Origin of the sequence: Chitinophaga skermanii (assembly GCF_003259335.1) — a bacterium.
GTDB lineage: Bacteria > Bacteroidota > Bacteroidia > Chitinophagales > Chitinophagaceae > Chitinophaga > Chitinophaga skermanii.
In genome coordinates this window covers 663,688-682,845 of the sequence record NZ_QLLL01000003.1, presented here as the reverse complement: position 1 = coordinate 682,845, position 19,158 = coordinate 663,688, and the positions used below count along the sequence as shown (strand labels likewise).

Below are 19,158 nucleotides of genomic sequence, written 5' to 3'. Positions count from 1 at the left end.
TGGTTAAAAAATCGCATCTGATAATGGTTACATGTGCTGCTGTTTGAAAATTAAGGCCATAATACATGCCAAATTTTAAATATGCACATTTGTAATACTGTTATTTTACAAATGTAATAGATAAATTATTACAAATGTAAACCTGTTGTCTAATTGTTTGTTAACCATATGTTAACGTTTGTTGTAAATTCCTCTATTCTATCAAAATTCCTAGGTATAGCTTGTTTGCTACTGGTGGTTATTAAGCGTGTTTTCTATCGAAATACTTATATAAGTGTGCATGCAATCGTTCTCGAAAATATCTGTAAAAAGTTCTTATAAATTATTGTAAATGAATTTTTTATTGGTAGACTATATACACTTTGGTTGCTGAAATGTATGATTTTGGTTACACGACACTACTAATTTAGTGATTACAATGTTTGCAATCGATAACTAAAATAACCAAAAAATGATAATTATGGTTTACTGAAAACCGTTTTTTTCTTAGTTACTAAGGTGATTCTTAGACAATTGTGAAGCCTGTATTTTTTCCCTGGTTATCTTTTTTGTCGTAACCGGGTCGTTTTTCTACATTTTGCGTCAATTTGTGGACAGTTACTATGCACAAAACGGGATTGATTAACCCCGTTCTGTACATGGTAAAATGTTATCCTTCTTTAGATAACTCCTCCCTATCTTTCTTTGGCAGTTTCGCAACCACCAAATCATACGAATCACGCACCCATTTAAAGAACATGCTTTTCGGAATGGTGCCATCCATTAGTACCGTATTCCAATGCTTCTTATTCATATGATAACCCGGTAATACCGCCTCGTAGCGCTCTCTCAATTCTACGGCCTCCTCTGGGTCACATTTCAAGTTAACAGACGCAAATTCCGATACATCCGTTATCGCAAACATCTTCCCCTTTACAAAAAACACCAAGTTCTCCTCCCCAAATGGAAAGCCTTCCGTAGTACCTGGTAACGACAAACAAAACTCGCGGAACATTTCAATATTCATAATGACTATCTTTTTATAACGGCCTTGTATAAACGAAAACCGTTAGGCTTCGTTCATATGACGAATATCGTCGACCGTACGCTGGATAAATTTATTGTGAAAAGCAAAAGTGATCATCAACCCCAAACTACATCCCACAAGCACAGCAATTACACGCTCTACTGCCGCATCATACACGTGCGTGCCTACCTCGTGCGTCATTACAATAATCGACGCCGCCAAAGCAGTGCGCGTGGCTGCTTCTAATTTCAATACATTACATAAAATAACTGTAATAGCAATTGCGGAAATGACCATCACCACTTGCGTAGGATGAATAAATAACATAATTAAACCTGTAGTAGCTCCCACCAGGTTCGCTTTAATACGCGATAAGGCCAACGCAACAGCGTCGCTACCATCTGGTGAAAGTACCAGCATCACCGATATCAAACACCAGATATATTCATCATAATCAATCAACCACGATAACAAAAACACCACCAAAGCGCCGGCCACACATTTGGCAGCATAGATCAATACCCTCAGTATGCGCTCTTTATTTATCTTCATAGTAACAACGGTTCAAATAAGGTGATATGAATGTAAAGCAAAAATATCATTTACTTTTGTAACCTTCCTATGGGCAACATTGTTTATAACCAAGAATGAACCAACGCTTATAGTATTTGAAACAATTTGAAAGGACAGAAGAGAAAGAACCGACTTTCCCCTCGCTATTAAACACCATTTCATGAAACTAAAGAAACTCAGTATCCTGGCCTGCTTTATACCATTATTGCACGCCTGTATCAAAGACACACCGTTAAACCCGGAAGCCGACATTACTTCTTTTACAATTGATTCCGCAGACGCAACCAGCGAAGTTTTTATCGACCAAGCCAATAGCCGGATCTTATTGTACTTAACCAACGATGCCTACGAAGCAGGTATCACGCCCGAGATTACGATCACGGAAGGCGCTACTATTTCCCCCGCTTCTGGGCAAAAGATCGACTTTTCTTCAGGTGCGATTACTTACGTGGTAACTTCTCAAAGCAAAGCCTACCAAAAATCGTATACGATTGAAGTGGTGAGCACCGGCGATTGGAAGTTTGATTTTGAAGATTGGGCCGAAAATGAACGCGACAAATACCAATACCCGGTTGAAGAAGATGGGTCCATTTTATGGAGCTCGGGTAACCCCGGAACAGCTTTAGCTGGTTTACCTAAGCGCAACGATGCCTACCCATTACGCGCCACTACCGATGCTAAGTTCGGCTCACAAGCTGCCGAATTGCTTACAATTAAAGGTACAGCCCTTTCTAGCCTACTCGGGATTAAACTCTTTGCCGGTTCTCTCTTCCTAGGTGTATTCGATTCGCAAAATGCACTCATTGAACCTTTGAAGGCTACAAAATTCGGTCAACCCCTTACAAAAGGTCGTCCTGCTAGCTTCTCGGGGTATTATAAATACACTCCCGGCGCCGTTTACCAAGATAAACAAGGTAATGCCATTCCCGGTAAAACCGACGAATGCTCTATTTACGCTATTCTATATACCGGCTCCGAACGTTTAGACGCCACCAATATCAAAACTTCCGACCGTATCATCGCCCGCGCCATTGTTGCCGACGGTACTGCCAAGGAAGCTTATACACGCTTCGAAATCCCTTTCGTGTATGAAAAAGCAATTCAACCCAACGAAAGCCTCATGGTGGCTATTGTAGCATCTTCTAGTAAAGATGGGGATGCTTACATTGGCGCTATTGGTAGCCGCTTAGTGGTCGACAGTTTACAAATCAACATGAAAGAAACCAAGTAAAAATTACAACATGAAGAAACAACTAGCACTCTATATACTCTTGTTACTAACGGCTACGGCTACCTATGCACAAGAACAAGATACTAAGAAGCTGTCTTTCCGCGATCGTATGGAACACCGCATTATTGCAGGTTTCAACTTTGGCGGAACCACACCGGTGCCATTGCCCAACACAATTCGTAAAATAGAAGGCTATTGGCCAGCTTTCGCTCCTACTTTAGGGTACGAGGCTACCTATTACTTCCAACCTAAATGGGGCGTAAGTGCCGGCGTGAGCTTAGAATTAAAAGGTATGAGCGTGAAAGATTCCGTACTTTATTTCCCTACCATTATGAACGTAACAGAAGGTGGACAAACAGGGTACTTTGAAGGCACATTCACCGGCCACAATAAAACGAAGATCCGTAATACATACATCACAATTCCCGTAGCAGCCGTATTCAAGCCAAACAATAACTGGCGCTTCCGTATGGGTGGTTACATGGCGTGGTTATTGAATGGACATTTCGATGGAGATGTGTCTGATGGATACATCCGTAATGGAGGACCAACCGGCGAGAAAATTATTGTAGATCAAGCAACGTTCGATTTCGCCGACGATTTGCGTCGTTTCGATATGGGCTTACAAGGTGGTGCTGAACGCCGCGTAGGTAAACATTTAAGTGTACAAGCTAATCTTTCTTGGGGCTTGCGTAGCATTTTCCCAAGCGATTTTAAAGGAATGGATTTCCCCATGTACAATATCTACGTCATGCTAGGTGTTAATTACCGTATTTAGATTTCTGCGAATGAAACACCGCTTGCGTCAACACGTAAACGGTGTTTCACACCGCATTTTAAAGCGAAGTTGTTCCGTATATGCCCTACCGGGAAGTTAAAACAAACTGGATACTTATAATCCTTCACTTTCTCCAATACAATATCATATACCGATTTACCGAATTCTTCTCCCGGGTCGTCGGCCTTTATTTTCGTGAAGCCCCCCATAATTAATCCATTCAATTTCGCCAGCTTACCTGCTCTTGCCAAGTTTCCTAACATTCTATCAATACTATACAAGTATTCCCCCGTATCTTCTAAGAACAATATCTTACCGGCCGTTTGAATATCAGATTTCGTAGCGGCAATACTTTGCAACATGGCCAGGTTACCACCTATTAATTCCCCGTTAGCAGTTCCTAATCTATTCTTCGGATCGAGCTCTACTGTATACGTCATTTTCTCACCGCTTAACGCCTGGCGGATGGATAAGATGGTTTGTTGAACGATTGGATCGGCCGTTTTAAACTCATCCGGGAAACTATTGCACATTTTGGAGTGAATGGACGCAACATGACAATTACGCTGAATATGGGCATGTAAAACCGTAATATCGCTAAAGCCTATAACCCACTTAGGATGTTGTTTAAATTTATCGAACTGTAAGCCATCTACAATTCGCGCAACACCATAGCCACCGCGTGCACACATAATGGCTTGTACTTTCGGGTTATCCAACATCGCCTGCAAATCTGCCAACCGTTCTGCGTCGGTACCACCAAATGTGAAATCGCGGGCGCCTACCGTTTTACCAATAAGGATTTTATATCCCCAGCTCTCCATTATTCGAATGGCCGGTAAAATTTGATCGTAGGTAATATAACCCGCTGGGCAAGTAATACCTATTGTATCGCCTGGCTGCAAGTAAGGAGGTACTTTACAAGGCATGTCTTCTCCCAATTCCTCTTCTTCACTTTCGTTATTGCGCACGGGTTGCTGCGCCATTGCTGGAATAATAGCGCCCATACCCAATACCATCGATAAAAAGTGTTTACGCTTCATGCAGGCTTAAATTAAAGTGGCTAATTCGGCTACGCCCAATGTTGCCGGCTTTTCTATAAAGGTGAAGAATCGTTGTTGACTAATGGCCGGAATTTTCTTATCGATCACGAAACGCGGCACAGAGCCACGTACATAATCAACTAATCCTGCCGCTGGATACACATTCAACGAGGTACCAATTATCACGAAAATATCTGCCCGTTCTACAAGCCGCGATGCGTCGCGCAACATGGGCACGTCTTCGCCAAACCAAACCACGTGTGGTCTATATTGACCGCCATCGGCTGCTTTATCTCCCAATTGAATACTTTCACCTACATCGTACAAGGTGTCGTCGTCGTACACACTACGCATCTGCGTGATTAAACCATGTAAATGCAAAACTTTACTGGAACCTGCTCTTTCGTGCAGGTCGTCGATATTTTGGGTAATGATGTGTACATTGAATCGTTCTTCTAGTGCAGCTAATCCTTTATGGGCATCGTTGGGCTTTGCTTTGCGGATTTCATTTCTTCGCATATTATAAAACTCGAGTACCAAGGCTGGGTCTTCTTGCCAACCCATTGGCGAGGCTACCCTGCTTACGTCATATCCTTCCCATAAACCGCCGCTATCCCGGAAAGTTTTAATACCACTTTCCGCGCTAATGCCTGCGCCGGTTAAAACCACCAAGTTCAATTTGTTATTCATAACTCGTTATTTCAGCTATGAAACAAATATAATTATATTGAAAGAAGATTTCTACGGAATAGTGATGAGCAGCTGTTACACTTCAGCGGCAAAGCCTAGCACCAGTTTGCGAGCACGCATGTCTTGTAGAAAGGAGATAGTATTGTGTACGAGTAATTCGTTTACTTCGATGTGTAATGCGGGTGCGTAAGGGAAAATGTCTTGCAAGGTGAAGCCGTTATGCAGTTGCTCCAATACAAATGCTAACCAAGCCGATACTTCTACGAATAAAATATTGCCTTCTGCTGGCTCGCGGTATTGTACAACGAAGTAATGACCTTCACGAGTAGTTGTTTCTGTGATAGTAGCGTGTTGATGCACAGGGTAGTTAAATACAAGTAATCGATGTTCTGGGTTTAGGGCGATATGATTGTTTTCCCAGCTGCCTTGTGCTTGCACAGCGGGATACGGAATGTCTGGCATATTGTACAATTCCATTTCCGTCCATTCAAATAATAACAAATCGCGTAAATGGGGTAATTGGTATTTCGTTTGCCAATCTTGGGCCAGGGCATATTGGTAAAACTCTTCGCCCATTTTCCATACTTGTGTAGCTTGACAATTGTGATGTTGGAAGAAATCATTCACCCAAAACAGCCAAGTGTCTTCGTCCGTTTGTTGAAACAAAATGGGGAATGTACTCTCTAAATTATCCCGCACCACGTTAAATACAAGCCGCCTGTAATGCTCCATGCGCGCTGGGTTTACACCGGGAATCGGTTTGTAAACGCCATCACGACAATATTGCGAGAATAGTTGCTGGGCTTCGTATGTATTAGGCGACAAGTTCATTTTTTGCAGGCCAATGTTTTGCACAAATTTGTTTCAAACGCGATAACTCTTCTTGTAATGCCGGCATTTCCGGGATATTAAAATCGCGCTCCAATAATACGGGAACAGGTTGTATATGTTGGATCGTCCAATCGAATAAATCGTAAACAGGATCAATAATTGCTTCGCCGTGTGTATCTATAATCAAATCGTCCGACACTTGTTCGTGCCCAGCCATATGAATATACGCTACACGATCTAAAGGTAGTTCTTGTATGAATTGCTTCGCATCGTATTGATGGTTGAAAGCGTTCACGTAAATATTATTGACATCCAGCAATAGCTTACAACCACTTTGCTGTACGATGTCGCGGATAAATGCCGATTCGCTCATTTCTGCTGCCACCGGTGTATAATACGATACTATTTCCATGGCAATAGGGCGTTGTAAAAAATCTTGTACAGTTTGTATCCTTTGTACAATGTGTTGCACGGCATCTTTACGGAAAGGAATAGGTAATAAGTCGTACAAATGCGCATTATCGCACTTGGAATAACTAAGGTGTTCGGAATATAATTGTACTTGGAATTCGTCGAGGAAATCTTTCACTTGTTGTAAGAAGGGCATATCCAAATCGTCGGGACTACCAATCGACAACGATAAACCATGGCAAAGCACAGGGTACTTATCAACTACCTTGTGCAACATTTTTCGCCAATAGCCGCCCATATTCATCCAGTTTTCTGGCGCGAACTCCACGAAGTCGGGTGTAATTAATTTTCCTTCGATGAGTTCTTCGGCAAAATCTCTACGAAAACCTAAACCTACCATAGTACAGTGTTTTAACGGGAAAATTGGGATGGACGTACTACTTGTAATACATCCATCCCAAAAGAGTAGCATACATTATTTAGTTGCTTCTTTCTTAGCTTCTTTTTTTGTAGCTTTTGCTTCTTTCTTAGTGGCTTTACCATCTTTCTTGCCACCGCATTTTCCTTCTCCACATTTACCTTCACCGCATTTACCTTCTTTACCTTTACTTTTTGCTGCGGTAGAATCTTTACCGGCACCACATTTAGCTTCTAATTTGCCAGTGTAAGCTGCATGATGATTCAATAAATCGCTACGTACTTCTGCACCAGAACCGAGGTTGCTGTAGGCAGTAACATTTGCATTAGATGGCGTAGCTAAACCTAAAATAGCGGTTGCAACAATTGAACCTGGAATCATCAATTTTTTTGAGATGTTTTGCATGGTGAGTTGTTTAATAATTGAAATGTATTTGAATGGAATAATGAATGCAGGAAATTTCAAGCATGGTTTCCGTTTGCGTGAAAAGCCTACATATGAATGTTCGTAAATGCCGGTAAATAAGTTTTGAAAAAAGAGAAATTAATTTTCAAAACTGTGTAAAGGTGAGTTGAGGAGAGAGGTTCACAATTACCTTTTAAAGGTAGATATGATTTTTGAATTAATTTCTTAAGAAATCCTTAAAATGACGTTTTTGCTTCATCAAGAAGCGTTTTTATTGTTTGAAGAAGGTGATGGTATCGCCGGTTTCCGCTGCTAATACAAGTGTTTCGCTTTCTTCTAAGGTGGCTAATTGAATGGGTAATTGTTGTGTTTGAAGGATAATGCAATCCTTCGTTTCGTCGTAATGCCAATTGCCTTGGAGATGCACCGTATTATTCGTACTTACATAATATGACTGGTCGCCACTTAATACTAATTGACTGCTTGCCTCTACAGGATGTTTGAATAATTGGGCGTGAGGAGTGGTAGTAGGTACAATTTTATAACGACCATAGTATGTTTTCTCGCGGTGCGATAATTGGGGGCAAAGTGCATCCAACTTGGTGATAATAACAACGCCGATAACGGCCATTATCCCAAATAAATAAGCATATTTCTTCTTACGCGTAAAGCCAAATGCTGCCAAGTTCAACAACATAGCGATGATGAACCCGATAGATAGCAATAACGTAACGTAGTGTATATTTACGTGCATGTACACATTTTAAATGATGAATTGTGTCACGTGCAAACGTTGTAGGTTAAGTAAGTACAGGAAGAATTCCCCTTCTATCCAAATGTACGAAGAATGGGTGGTTTACTACCCTTTAAATCGAGCCCCCTGTACCAAGGCTTTAATAAAGCCGAATCCATATGATATATGCTGCGTGAAACCCGCTACTACTGCAACGGCCGCCACGGGTAGCGATTTGTTTTTAATCAAAGCATCTATAAACAACAATACAGCGTATAGCCCAAAGGGTGCCATCCACCAAGCATTGCAGGTAGCTAAGGAAAGTAATACGGCTAGTACTAAGCCTAAGAAAAACACCGTAGGTGCCATATGCGGTAATTTCAAGCTGCCTTTGTGTAAGCGAGCAATAATAATACGGGCATACCCCATACGGTAAACTTGGCGCGAAAAGCTCTTCAAGCTGGTACGGCGTTTATGGTATACATGTAGTTCTGGAATCAATACCGCTTTAAAGCCGTTATCGATCGCCCGCATACTGAAATCCAAATCCTCGCCATAGTACATATTAATGAAGCCGCCGATTTTTTCATATAAGCCTTTTACAAAGCCCATATTAAAGCTTCTTGGAAAATAAGTAGCCACCTTCTTTTTACCACCACGAATACCGCCTGTTGTTAAAAAAGCCGTCATAGAATAGTTCACGGCCTTTTGCATCAAGGTAAAAGTGGGTAATGTTCCATCAGGACCACCATAGAAGGTAACCCCTTCCGCCATTTTTTGTTTCAGAGTTTCAACATATAAAGGCGGGATAATGCAATCTGAATCCAAAATAACGAAGTAATTTCCCTTTGCATGCGCCATCCCATAGTTGCGTGCTGCACCAGGGCCACCGTTTTGCTTTACATAGTAACTGATAGAGAGTTTGTTAGCATAACGGTCACATACATCCTTACACGGGATGCTAGAGCCATCTTCCACGATCACGAGTTCAAAATCCCGGTCGGTTTGTAATGACAAGCTTTCTAATAGTTCTTCAGCTTCTTGTGGGCGATTGTAAATGGGTATAATGATAGATACTTGCTGTTGCATTGGATTGATAGCCTTGCTTTTAAAATCGTTGGCGAAGATATAGATTTATCAAAACAAATCGGGATGTATATCCTGCTCAGCTGATTTGTGGTATCTACCTGGCAATTGATATATGGTTACCTATCACTTCCCTTTAACCTCTCCATTATTTCCCTTTGTGAACTAGCTACCGAGAAAGTGAATACCGAGAAAGCGAATTCCATGTAGTTTCTAAGTAGTTTCCATGTAATTTTGGGGTATTTCCATGTTTCCATGTAATCACCCTATCTCCACCCTATCTTTAGCCTATCTAAAGCCTATCTCGACCCTATCCTAAGCCTATCCCCCGCCTATCTTACTCCTTTAATATCAAGTACTTAGCATAATTGGGGCAGTTGCATGCCCTTCTGAATGATTCATTGTCAAGCAATTAGTGCATCTAGGCTATAACGATAGTGCTTTTGTGTGGAAAGAAGAAATGCGCCGGCGCTACCTACCCATACAGAATAATCGAAGGTAGACTTGATGCCAAGGGTTAATGTCATTGAAATAGCAAATAGCAGTAAAAGAACTCCAGTTGCCATCGCTACCCAACGGGTTTTATATCCTAGGATAAGTAAAATACCTAGTACAGTTTCAGCGAAGGTGGCCAAGTAAGCATTCGTGGTGGTTAAACCTGCAGGGAGGAAGGACGTAATTTTGCCCGTGTATTGGATAAAAGTTGTCATATTACCCCAAGCAGATTGTGAAGCCGGCCAACAACCGAAGCGGTCTGCTACGGCAGACAGTAACGCGGCGGCTAGGGCTATTCTTAGGAAAAGTTGGGGAAAAGGGTTGTTCGTTGATGGTTCCATGTCGATTTAATTGAGATACAAATGTATACTTACGTAATTTTAATCGTCTTAAACTGGTTTAAGAAAAAGCATGTATGGAAGCATTGAAAAACCACATTCAGCAACATATCAATATCGAACGCACAGCGCTCGACCTATTGGAACCCTATTTTGAGCATAGGGTGCTGAAGAAGAAAGAAATTGTATTGGCAGAAGGTCAAGTGTGCAGGGAGAAGTTTTTTGTAGCCAAAGGCTGCTTACAAATGTTTTTCGTAAAGCCGAATGGCATAGAACAAACCATCGATTTCGCTTTAGAGCATTGGTGGACGACCGATTTTTCTGCCTTTGGAAAGCATGTTCCTTCTCAATATACCATTAGGTCCATCGAGCCTACAGAACTTTATGTGCTTTCCGTAGCACAGCAAACAGCCCTATTGGAAGCATTACCTGCAATGGAACAATATTTTCACCGCATACTACACATTGCTTATGCTGCTTCGCAACACCGGGTTAAGTATTTATACCAATACTCTAGGGAAGAGCTATACCGGCAATTTGCGGCGCAATTCCCGGCTTTTGTACAAAGGGTGCCCCAATATATGCTAGCCTCGTTTTTGGGTTTTACACCGGAGTATTTGAGTGAAATTAGGAAGAAGCCGGTGCCCTAAGCGGTGGCTGCAAATAAAAAGCGGCCTCTACATGGTAGAGACCGCCGTTATAAGCTGTTTATACGTAGAATGTATTAGTTGCGTGATTGAAGTTTGGAGAGCAAACGAATGATCTCTAAGTACAACCAAACGAGTGTTACAAGCAAGCCGAAAGCCCCGAACCATTCGTAAGCTTTAGGCGCACCGTATTTCACACCCTCTTCGATACGATCGAAATCCATGATTAAGCACAAAGCAGCAATACCTGATGTAACGACTGAAATACCAATACCCAATGCAGAACCTTCATGCATGAAAGCCATTGGCATACCAAATAAGCGTAACACCAAAGCTATCAAATAGAAAATGGCGATACCGGAAACAGCCACGAACATAATCGACTTAAAACGCTCTGTTGCACGAATAATGCGTGCGCGGTATAATACCAACATGGCCATAAATACGCCGAACGTAACGCCTACTGCTTGTATAACAAGCCCTGGGAAACGCATTTCATAATACATGGAAATAGCACCAAGGAAAAGACCTTCTGCTAATGCATATGCAGGCACTAAATATGGGGCCCATTCAATTTTTCTAGTAATAATCAACGCCAGCACAAAACCGCCAATAGCACCACCTAAAATGAATGGCATTAAAGATGTTCCTTTGATACCTTGACCCCAAGAATAAACCGCTGCCGCCACTAATAAAGCAAGCAAGAAGGCTAATTTACCGATCACGCCATTCACGGTCATGCGCTCTGTAGCGTCTAATTGACCGGCTTGTTCGAATGTACTTTCTTTGAGAACTGGGTTGTTGGATTTAAATAAGTCCATAGTGTTTTTAGGTTAATTGGTTCAAATATAATGAGAAATTGATTGTTTTAATCTCTAAAGCGTAATTTAACAATTTGTATAGCATATACTACAGTAGGTAAACGTTCGTTTCATTAGAACAATAATACTAGTGTGCATACGCTACTTCGTGGAAACAGGCTATAATAGAAAAGGGGGAACAGATAAATAGTTGATACAACAATAAAATAAAAAAGCCCATCTTTTGCAAGATGAGCTTTTTTGTGACCCTGTCAGGATTCAAACCTGAAACCTTTTGATCCGTAGTCAAATGCTCTATTCAATTGAGCTACAAGGCCATTGTTCTATTGTTGAACGGGATGCAAATGTAGGGGGAATAATTTAATTGAACAAATCTTGTTCAAGTTTTTTTTCAAATAATTTATCCGTTACCTTTATTTTTACAAAAGTTAAAACCGGGAAACACGTGAAAATACAGCTTTGGAGCATTGGAAAGGAGAATGATCATTACATAAATGATGGGATAAATATTTTCCAAAAGCGGTTAAAACATTACACGGATTTCGAATTAAAATTGATTCCGACTGTAAAACAGGCAGCGAATTTGGCAGTGCCAGAATTGAAAAAACAAGAAGGGAAAATGATCCTCGATATGTTGCAGCCCAATGATTATTTAGTAGCTTTAGATGAACGCGGGAAATCGTTGACTACCCTACAAATGGCAGAGTTTATTCAACAACGTTCCAACGCCGGTACTAGGCAAATTATTATTCTCATTGGCGGCGCTTTCGGTATCGACGAAAGTGTGTTGCAAAGAGCGCAATTGAAATTGTCGCTATCAGCACTCACCTTCCCACATCAATTAGTTAGGTTGATTTTTGTAGAACAATTATACCGCGCCTACACGGTGTTGAACAATGAAAAATACCATCACCAATAAGAAAAGGCATTAAGGATTTAAAAAAGATTATTAGATGTACGCTTTAACAGACACACCGATTTCGTTTATCATTATCATTATTACTTGTCTTGTTTCGTTTAACGCATGGAGCCGCCCAGAAATGCAAGACAAATTCATGTTCTGGCCTTATGAAATTAAACGCCGCAAAGAAATTTGGCGCATGTTTACCGTAGGTTTGGTACATAACGATTTCCAACATTTATTGTGGAACATGCTTACCCTCTTCTTCTTTAGAGGTCTTGAAAATGTATTAGGCCCCGTTTATTTCAGCCTATTATATGTTTCTTCATTAGCCATTTCCGGTATCCCCGATTTATTGAAATACAAAGACGATTACCACTATAGCGCTGTAGGCGCTTCTGGTGCCGTTAACTCGATTGTATTTGCTACTGTACTCTTAGCGCCTTGGGCCATGGTATGGGGCATTATTCCGTTTATTTTATACGCTGTTTTGTACTTGATTTATTCGGTGTATATGACGCGTAGAATGAGTAATATTGGTCACATGGCACACGTAGCCGGTGCAGTATATGGTTTAATATTTATGGTGATTTGGAACCCGGATGTAGTACCTTACTTTATTAATACGGTGTTGATGAAGTTCAACTAATATGCCGTAAGAATATACAAGCGTGTATGCCTGCCCGTTTATAACGAGTAAGCATACACGCTTTTTTATTTTATGCAGGTTGAAACGTAAGCTGCAATATATGTTGTGAGTTGTTTTGTACACGGAAGCGGTTATCGATGCGCATGCCCACTATCCATACCACCCTTTTATTCGATTCTATCACCCATACTTTCTCTTTAGCGGCGATATGCAGTTTCTGATCGATCAAGAAGCGGGCTACCTTTTTCTTTTTATCCATTCCCAGTGGATAGAAGTAATCGCCTTGTTTCCATTTGCGAAGCAATAACGGGAATTCCAAGTGCTTTGTATCGAGCAAGGCTATACTTGCATCTGTAGGAATTTCGACAGGTACCGCAGGTAGTGTTTGGATGGTAATACGACCGAAATTACCGGCGATTTCGTTATCTCCTTTTTCGATGATGTAATGAAAGCTTTCTTCATTTTCAATAGGCGTTATTACTAGCCATTGCCTATCACGTATAATTCTATGCGATTGGGAAGCAATGTATTTACCTGTTTCACCTTTGCAGAGATCGATTACCTGTTGTACTTGTGCATTACCGAAACCGGCTTGTTTAATAATTTCGTATACAATCGTATGCAACGGTGTGGCTTGTAATAATTTAAGTACAGGAATGAACCATTCGTTCTTGCGCTTTTCTACAAGCTTCTTCATATGCACCTCCAAGGCTTGCCTATAGAGTACTTCAGCTTCTTGGAAACGAGGAATACTATGCCCAAAGTTTTCGATGGCCTCGGGGTGTACTTCCTTTAATACAGGCAGTACATGGTGCCGAATATAATTGCGTGTATACTTATCCGTTAGGTTCGAGCTATCTTCTACAAAACTAATTTGTTGTGCTTGTGCGAATGCAACAATTTCATCCCGCGTAGCAAAAAGTAATGGTCGTACCAAGCGATTCACCACGGGTAATATACCGTGTAAACCGGCAATGCCCGTACCTTTGCACAAGTTCATGATCACCGTTTCTACATTGTCTTGTAAATGATGTGCAGTGGCAAGGGCTTGTAATTGATGGGCAATACGGGTTTCTTCTAACCATGTATAACGCAATTCACGGGCAGCTACTTGTATAGATAGTTTGTTTGCTGCGGCGTAGGTTTCCGTATCGAAGCGTTGTACGTGGAAAGGCACGCCTAACTGGGTAGCCAAGGCTTGTACAAATTGCTCGTCACGTTGCGATTCTTCGCCCCGTAGTTGGAAATTACAATGAGCTATGTGGAAATCGATGTTTGCCGCTTTGGCCAGGTGTGCCAGCACAACGGAATCGATACCGCCACTTACCGCTATAAGCAAGGCATTGCTGCCGCTGATGCGGATGTGGTTTTGATAGTATTGTTGAAAGGAATGTTGAATATTGGGCTTCATAATTAATATACTAAGTCTTCGTAAGCCGCTTGTAATTCGTTGTAAGCGTGCATTTCACGAGCTTCTTTAGCGATATGCATTCCTTTTTCATATGTTAAAATAGCGGCTTGTTGGTCGCCTTTACGCTCGAATAATTTCCCGAGATGGTAATAAGATCCAACGTAATGGGGTTCATTCGCTAAAATGTCTTCAAACAACTTTTGCGCGTCATCATCATTCCCCAGTTTAATGTATTCCAGTGCCAGCGCATGTTTCAAGAAACTGTCGTTGGGTGTTTCTGCGAGGAATGATTTTAATTTTTCTATTCTTTCCATATAAAATCTAAATGCTTTCTTAAAAAAATAGCGACTTGTTAAAAGTCATTCTTTTTAGGAAATAGTCGATGGTTTGCGTACTTTAATTAAATATATTTGCTCATACCGCTTTTTTCAAAATAAACCAGTAAAAGGATATGAAGATTCTAGTATGTATCAGTAAAACTCCCGACACCACTGCAAAAATAGCTTTCACCGACAATAACACGAAATTCAATGATGCCGGTGTAACATTTATTATCAATCCGTACGACGAATGGTATGCATTGGTGCGCGCCTTGGAGTTGAAAGAGAAGCTGGGGGGAACAGTTCACTTGATTACAGTGGGCGGCGCAGACGCAGAACCGATTATTCGTAAAGCGTTGGCATTAGGCGGCGATGAAGCATTTAGAGTAAATGCCGATAGCCAAGACAGTTTTTACATTGCCTCTCAGATCGCGGAGCACGCGAAAGCAGAGCATTACGATATCATCTTCACCGGTAAGGAAACGATAGACTACAACGGTTCTAGCATTGGCGGTATGGTAGCCGAATTATTAGATTTACCATATGTGTCAGTAGCCGCTAAGTTTGAGTTAGAAGGCACAACAGCCACTATAAACCGTGAAGTAGAAGGTGGTGAAGAAATTGACAGTGTGAGCTTACCAGTAGTGGTATCTTGCCAAAAAGGAATGGCGGAAGCACGTATCCCGAACATGCGTGGTATTATGGCAGCCCGTACAAAGCCATTGAAAGTGGTGGAACCGGTAGCAGCAGATACGCTTACCAGCATCGCGGGATTTGAGTTACCACCGGCTAAAGCAGGTGTGAAACTTGTAAGCCCAGATAACGTGGAAGAACTTGTTAAATTACTCCACGAAGAGGCGAAAGTGATCTAATTCACGCGCCAGGTAAGGATTCTTCCATTATTGTAAACTTTTTCAAGAAATTCAACATGTCGGTATTAGTATTCGCAGATCAACACGAAGGAAAAATAAAGAAAGCGGCTTTAGAAGCCGTACAATACGGTGCATCCGTTGCGAAGCAATTGGGCACTGCAGTGAACGCAATCGTAGTAGGTGAAGTGAGCAATGATGAATTGGCGAGCTTGGGTAACTACGGTGCAGCAAAAGTATTACACGTAGCAGATGCACGTTTGAACGATATCGAACCGGGCGTTGTAACGAAAGTTGTGGCAGCAGCGGCAGAGAAAGAAGGTGCAGACGTAATCATCTTCGCACATAACTTCTCGGGTAAAGCCATCGCTCCCCGCTTATCGGCACGCCTAAAAGCAGGTTTAGTGGCAGGCGCTATCGAGTTGCCCGACACTAGCAACGGTTTCGTTGTAAAGAAGAACGTATTCTCCGGCAAAGCATTTGCGAAAGTAAGCATCAGCTCGGCTAAGAAAATCGTTTCTGTATTACCGAACACCTTCAGCCTTGCGCCGGTTGGTGGTACAGCTGCTGTAGAAGCATTCAGCCCAGCCATCAACGATGCCGACTTTAAAGTGAAAGTGGTGAAAGTTGAAACGGTAAGTGGTGAAGTGCCATTAACGGAAGCTGAGATTATTGTAAGTGGTGGTAGAGGTTTGAAAGGACCAGAGAATTGGGGTTTAGTAGAAGATTTAGCACACGTACTAGGTGCCGCTACAGCCGCTTCTCGCCCTGTATCTGATAGTGGTTGGAGACCACACCACGAACACGTTGGTCAAACCGGTTTAACGGTTCGCCCGAACTTATACATCGCAATCGGTATTTCTGGTGCCATCCAGCACTTGGCCGGTGTAAACGGTAGTAAAGTCATCGTGGTTATCAATAAAGATCCAGAAGCGCCATTCTTCAAAGCAGCCGACTACGGTATTGTAGGCGATGCATTCGAAGTAGTGCCGAAATTAACCGAAGCATTAAAGAAATACAAAGCCAACTAAGCTGAAGCAGCTTAGTTGCACATAATAAGCCATGGCTTTTGCTACTTGGAGCGCGATTTGATAACGCTAACAAGGCAGTAAAAGCCATCGTTTTTAAGCGAACACTAAAAAGATAGCTGTACGTTTTTTTGAATACGAATTATTTTTCTAACTTCACAGTTCTACACTGATATAAACATCAGCGCTAACGCATTGATAGTATGAGAAAAATAGAATTGGAAATAGTTGCCTTATCGCATAGCATTACACAAACACATTCGTATGCAGTGGTGTTAGGGGAAGTAAATGGTTTACGCCGCTTGCCGATTGTTATCGGTGGTTTTGAAGCGCAAGCAATTGCTGTTGCCTTGGAGAAAATGCAGCCCAGTAGGCCGTTAACCCACGATTTAATGAAAAACTTCATGAATGCATTCACCATTGAATTGCATGAAGTCGTGATTAGCAACCTGCAAGAAGGCATCTTTTACGCCAAGCTTATTTGCTCAAATAACGAAGACACGATCGAGATCGACTCCCGCACAAGCGATGCTTTAGCATTAGCGGTACGATTCGGTTGCCCTATTTATACATACGAGAACATCTTGAACAGCGCAGGCATCCTATTGGAAGATCCTGCCGGCAAGAAAACAACAAAAACAACGCCAGCGGCGCCCTCCATTTCAGAGCATGAACGTGGTGGCGACGATAATTTAGGCACTTTAAGTTTAGAAGAACTGAACACACTTTTACAAGAAGTGCTGGAACAAGAAGATTACATCCGCGCGATCGCCATCCGTGATGAAATCAACAGCCGTAAAAGCAAATAATTGTTATAAAAGATATTTGATTCATTAATATGGAAAGGCCGGCGTATGCTAGCCTTTCTTGTTAGTAGCTATTCGAGATTGTATGGTAGTATTCCCAAATTGTAAGATTAACCTCGGTTTGCATATATTAGGTAAACGACCTGACGGGTTCCACGACTTAGAAACGGTTTTTTACCCAGTTCCCCTGTTAGACGTGCTGGAGATCATAACCGCCAAGGAAATGAAGTTCACGATGAGCGGGATTGCGATCCCGGGTGCCGATGGCGACAATCTTTGTTTACAAGCCTACCGTTTGTTGAAAGCCGACTACCCTTCCCTTCCTCCTGTACATATGCACCTGCATAAGAACATACCTACGGGTGCCGGTTTAGGAGGAGGTTCTTCAGATGCGGCCTTTACCTTAATGTTATTGAACGACAAGTATAAGCTAGGCATTAGCAAGGAACAGTTATTGGTCTACGCGGCGCAATTGGGAAGTGATTGTGCTTTCTTCATAGAGAATAAGCCGAGTATAGCTTATGGTCGTGGCGAGATCTTGGAACCTATCGAGGTTGACTTGAGCGAGTATGATATGTGGATCGTGCATCCCGGGGTGCATGTAAATACGGGTTGGGCGTTTAAACAGTTACATATTAAAGCGCCTGAGAATTCGTTAAAAGCAATTAACTGGAGTAATGTGCAGGAATATCGCAACGTAGTGAGCAACGATTTCGAGGAGGTTGTATTTAAGGAGCATCCTTTGATTGGAAAGATCAAGGAGGAGATGTATGCTAACGGGGCGGTGTATGCTAGTATGAGCGGTAGCGGTTCGGCGGTATTGGGATTATTTCCGAAGGGTATGCAAATAAATATAGCCGGCATCTGGAGCGAAACCGGCTATAGAGTATTTAAAATAAAATAAAGCTAAGAGAATTACTTTACAGAAGCAACAAGGCTTTTGAAAGTTTCTGGTTCGTTCATAGCTAAATCAGCCAATACTTTTCTGTTAAGATCAATGTTCTTAGCAGAAAGTTTGTGAATGAACTCAGAATATGTTAATCCTTCAGCTCTAGCGGCAGCGTTAATACGTGCGATCCAGAGTTGGCGATAGTTTCTTTTCTTCAATTTACGACCAACATAGCTGTACGTTAAACCTTTCTCAAGGACGTTCTTTGCTACTGTGTAAACATTTTTCCTTTTGCCATAGAAGCCTTTCGCTTGCTTCAAAATTTTCTTTCTTCTGGCCCTGGACGCAACTGCGTTTACTGAACGAGGCATATAATATGCTTTTTAAAATGTGTTAAAAATTAATTAACGGAGGCGGAGCATTCTTTTAACTAGGTTCAGATTTGCATCACTAACCAAGCTGCTGCCTCTCAGGTGGCGCTTTCTTTTAGTTGCCTTCTTAGTCAATAAGTGACTTTTGAAAGCTTTCGGGCGCTTAATATTTCCGCTACCGGTCACCTTAAACGTCTTTTTAGCACGGGAATGAGTCTTTACTTTGGGCATCTTACATCAAATTTGGTCTGCAAAGGTAGGGGAAATATTTTATAAAACCCATACACAGCAGAAAAAAAAATTAAAAATCAGTTACAAATATCTATAAAATTATCTAGAAACCAGCATATTGCATAACATATTCATATTCATTATATATATATTATATAAACAGCCAACTCGTAAATA

At 41.6% G+C, this 19,158-nt stretch carries 24 protein-coding genes and 1 tRNA gene; 9 read left to right on the top strand and 16 right to left on the bottom strand.

Annotated features, from left to right (window positions below):
* Positions 1-649 precede the first annotated feature (649 nt).
* Together LX64_RS10520 and LX64_RS10515 are read right to left on the bottom strand one after the other, a co-directional pair.
* Positions 650-1,006 carry an MmcQ/YjbR family DNA-binding protein gene (locus tag LX64_RS10520; protein WP_111597586.1) on the bottom strand — a complete coding sequence of 119 codons (357 nt, stop codon included), beginning with the start codon at positions 1,004-1,006 and terminating at the stop codon, positions 650-652.
* A 42-nt stretch (positions 1,007-1,048) separates the two neighbouring features.
* Entirely contained in the window at positions 1,049-1,558 is a 510-nt protein-coding gene (locus LX64_RS10515) for an FUSC family protein (protein WP_111597585.1), read from the bottom strand.
* Between the two features lie 181 nt (positions 1,559-1,739).
* Here LX64_RS10515 and LX64_RS10510 point away from each other — a divergent pair, with 181 nt between their 5' ends.
* Together LX64_RS10510 and LX64_RS10505 are read left to right on the top strand one after the other, a co-directional pair.
* Positions 1,740-2,810 (top strand): PCMD domain-containing protein, encoded by a 1,071-nt coding sequence (locus LX64_RS10510; protein WP_111597584.1) that lies wholly within the window; start codon positions 1,740-1,742, stop codon positions 2,808-2,810.
* 10 nt (positions 2,811-2,820) lie between these two features.
* A complete protein-coding gene (locus LX64_RS10505; protein WP_111597583.1) occupies positions 2,821-3,588 on the top strand; it encodes a porin family protein in 768 nt (255 codons plus the stop codon).
* Here the strand turns inward: LX64_RS10505 and LX64_RS10500 are convergent.
* The 8 genes from LX64_RS10500 to LX64_RS10465 form a co-directional block, all read right to left on the bottom strand.
* Complete coding sequence (locus LX64_RS10500) at positions 3,585-4,631, bottom strand: S66 peptidase family protein (RefSeq protein WP_111597582.1); 1,047 nt, start codon at positions 4,629-4,631, stop codon at positions 3,585-3,587. The genes LX64_RS10505 and LX64_RS10500 overlap by 4 nt on opposite strands.
* Before the next feature lie 6 nt (positions 4,632-4,637).
* Positions 4,638-5,321: a Sir2 family NAD-dependent protein deacetylase gene (locus LX64_RS10495; protein ID WP_111597581.1), complete on the bottom strand. Its 684-nt coding sequence runs from the start codon at positions 5,319-5,321 to the stop codon at positions 4,638-4,640.
* 75 nt (positions 5,322-5,396) lie between these two features.
* Positions 5,397-6,176 (bottom strand): HvfC/BufC N-terminal domain-containing protein, encoded by a 780-nt coding sequence (locus tag LX64_RS10490; RefSeq protein WP_158538590.1) that lies wholly within the window; start codon positions 6,174-6,176, stop codon positions 5,397-5,399.
* Entirely contained in the window at positions 6,136-6,963 is an 828-nt protein-coding gene (locus tag LX64_RS10485) for an HvfB family MNIO-type RiPP peptide maturase (RefSeq protein ID WP_111597579.1), read from the bottom strand. Before LX64_RS10485 ends, LX64_RS10490 begins: the two co-directional genes overlap by 41 nt.
* Before the next feature lie 75 nt (positions 6,964-7,038).
* Entirely contained in the window at positions 7,039-7,386 is a 348-nt protein-coding gene (locus LX64_RS10480; RefSeq protein WP_111597634.1) for an HvfA family oxazolone/thioamide-modified RiPP metallophore, read from the bottom strand.
* A 271-nt stretch (positions 7,387-7,657) separates the two neighbouring features.
* A complete protein-coding gene (locus LX64_RS10475; protein WP_111597578.1) occupies positions 7,658-8,140 on the bottom strand; it encodes a hypothetical protein in 483 nt (160 codons plus the stop codon).
* A 105-nt stretch (positions 8,141-8,245) separates the two neighbouring features.
* Complete coding sequence (locus LX64_RS10470; RefSeq protein WP_111597577.1) at positions 8,246-9,208, bottom strand: glycosyltransferase; 963 nt, start codon at positions 9,206-9,208, stop codon at positions 8,246-8,248.
* Between the two features lie 401 nt (positions 9,209-9,609).
* Positions 9,610-10,041 carry a DoxX family protein gene (locus tag LX64_RS10465; RefSeq protein WP_111597576.1) on the bottom strand — a complete coding sequence of 144 codons (432 nt, stop codon included), beginning with the start codon at positions 10,039-10,041 and terminating at the stop codon, positions 9,610-9,612.
* 74 nt (positions 10,042-10,115) lie between these two features.
* On the opposite strand from LX64_RS10465, the gene LX64_RS10460 reads away from it, so the two are divergent.
* Positions 10,116-10,688 (top strand): Crp/Fnr family transcriptional regulator, encoded by a 573-nt coding sequence (locus LX64_RS10460; protein ID WP_111597575.1) that lies wholly within the window; start codon positions 10,116-10,118, stop codon positions 10,686-10,688.
* Between the two features lie 74 nt (positions 10,689-10,762).
* Here LX64_RS10460 and LX64_RS10455 read toward each other — a convergent pair whose 3' ends face one another.
* The gene (locus LX64_RS10455) at positions 10,763-11,506 is read right to left on the bottom strand and encodes a Bax inhibitor-1/YccA family protein (RefSeq protein ID WP_111597574.1); all 744 of its coding nucleotides are present in this window, start codon (positions 11,504-11,506) and stop codon (positions 10,763-10,765) included.
* 243 nt (positions 11,507-11,749) lie between these two features.
* A tRNA-Arg gene (locus LX64_RS10450) sits at positions 11,750-11,823 on the bottom strand.
* A 128-nt stretch (positions 11,824-11,951) separates the two neighbouring features.
* Here LX64_RS10450 and LX64_RS10445 point away from each other — a divergent pair.
* Together LX64_RS10445 and LX64_RS10440 are read left to right on the top strand one after the other, a co-directional pair.
* Positions 11,952-12,425, top strand: a complete 474-nt coding sequence (locus LX64_RS10445) for a 23S rRNA (pseudouridine(1915)-N(3))-methyltransferase RlmH (RefSeq protein WP_111597633.1) — start codon at positions 11,952-11,954, stop codon at positions 12,423-12,425.
* A 34-nt stretch (positions 12,426-12,459) separates the two neighbouring features.
* Positions 12,460-13,056 (top strand): rhomboid family intramembrane serine protease, encoded by a 597-nt coding sequence (locus LX64_RS10440; protein WP_111597573.1) that lies wholly within the window; start codon positions 12,460-12,462, stop codon positions 13,054-13,056.
* A 70-nt stretch (positions 13,057-13,126) separates the two neighbouring features.
* Here LX64_RS10440 and tilS read toward each other — a convergent pair whose 3' ends face one another.
* A complete protein-coding gene (gene tilS, locus LX64_RS10435; RefSeq protein ID WP_111597572.1) occupies positions 13,127-14,467 on the bottom strand; it encodes a tRNA lysidine(34) synthetase TilS in 1,341 nt (446 codons plus the stop codon).
* Between the two features lie 2 nt (positions 14,468-14,469).
* A complete protein-coding gene (locus LX64_RS10430; RefSeq protein WP_111597571.1) occupies positions 14,470-14,781 on the bottom strand; it encodes a tetratricopeptide repeat protein in 312 nt (103 codons plus the stop codon).
* 137 nt (positions 14,782-14,918) lie between these two features.
* Between LX64_RS10430 and LX64_RS10425 the strand changes: the two genes are divergently transcribed.
* From LX64_RS10425 to ispE, 4 genes are all read left to right on the top strand, one after another.
* Positions 14,919-15,659 carry an electron transfer flavoprotein subunit beta/FixA family protein gene (locus tag LX64_RS10425; protein ID WP_111597570.1) on the top strand — a complete coding sequence of 247 codons (741 nt, stop codon included), beginning with the start codon at positions 14,919-14,921 and terminating at the stop codon, positions 15,657-15,659.
* A 56-nt stretch (positions 15,660-15,715) separates the two neighbouring features.
* Positions 15,716-16,687 (top strand): electron transfer flavoprotein subunit alpha/FixB family protein, encoded by a 972-nt coding sequence (locus LX64_RS10420; protein WP_111597569.1) that lies wholly within the window; start codon positions 15,716-15,718, stop codon positions 16,685-16,687.
* 200 nt (positions 16,688-16,887) lie between these two features.
* Entirely contained in the window at positions 16,888-17,493 is a 606-nt protein-coding gene (locus LX64_RS10415) for a bifunctional nuclease family protein (protein WP_111597568.1), read from the top strand.
* Positions 17,494-17,575: 82 nt separating this feature from the next.
* Positions 17,576-18,394: a 4-(cytidine 5'-diphospho)-2-C-methyl-D-erythritol kinase gene (gene ispE / locus LX64_RS10410; protein WP_111597567.1), complete on the top strand. Its 819-nt coding sequence runs from the start codon at positions 17,576-17,578 to the stop codon at positions 18,392-18,394.
* Between the two features lie 11 nt (positions 18,395-18,405).
* On the opposite strand, the gene rplT is transcribed toward ispE, so the two are convergent.
* Positions 18,406-18,750, bottom strand: a complete 345-nt coding sequence (gene rplT, locus LX64_RS10405) for a 50S ribosomal protein L20 (RefSeq protein WP_111597566.1) — start codon at positions 18,748-18,750, stop codon at positions 18,406-18,408.
* A 33-nt stretch (positions 18,751-18,783) separates the two neighbouring features.
* Positions 18,784-18,981, bottom strand: coding sequence for a 50S ribosomal protein L35 (gene rpmI / locus LX64_RS10400; protein WP_111597565.1), 198 nt, complete (start codon positions 18,979-18,981; stop codon positions 18,784-18,786).
* Positions 18,982-19,158 lie beyond the last annotated feature (177 nt).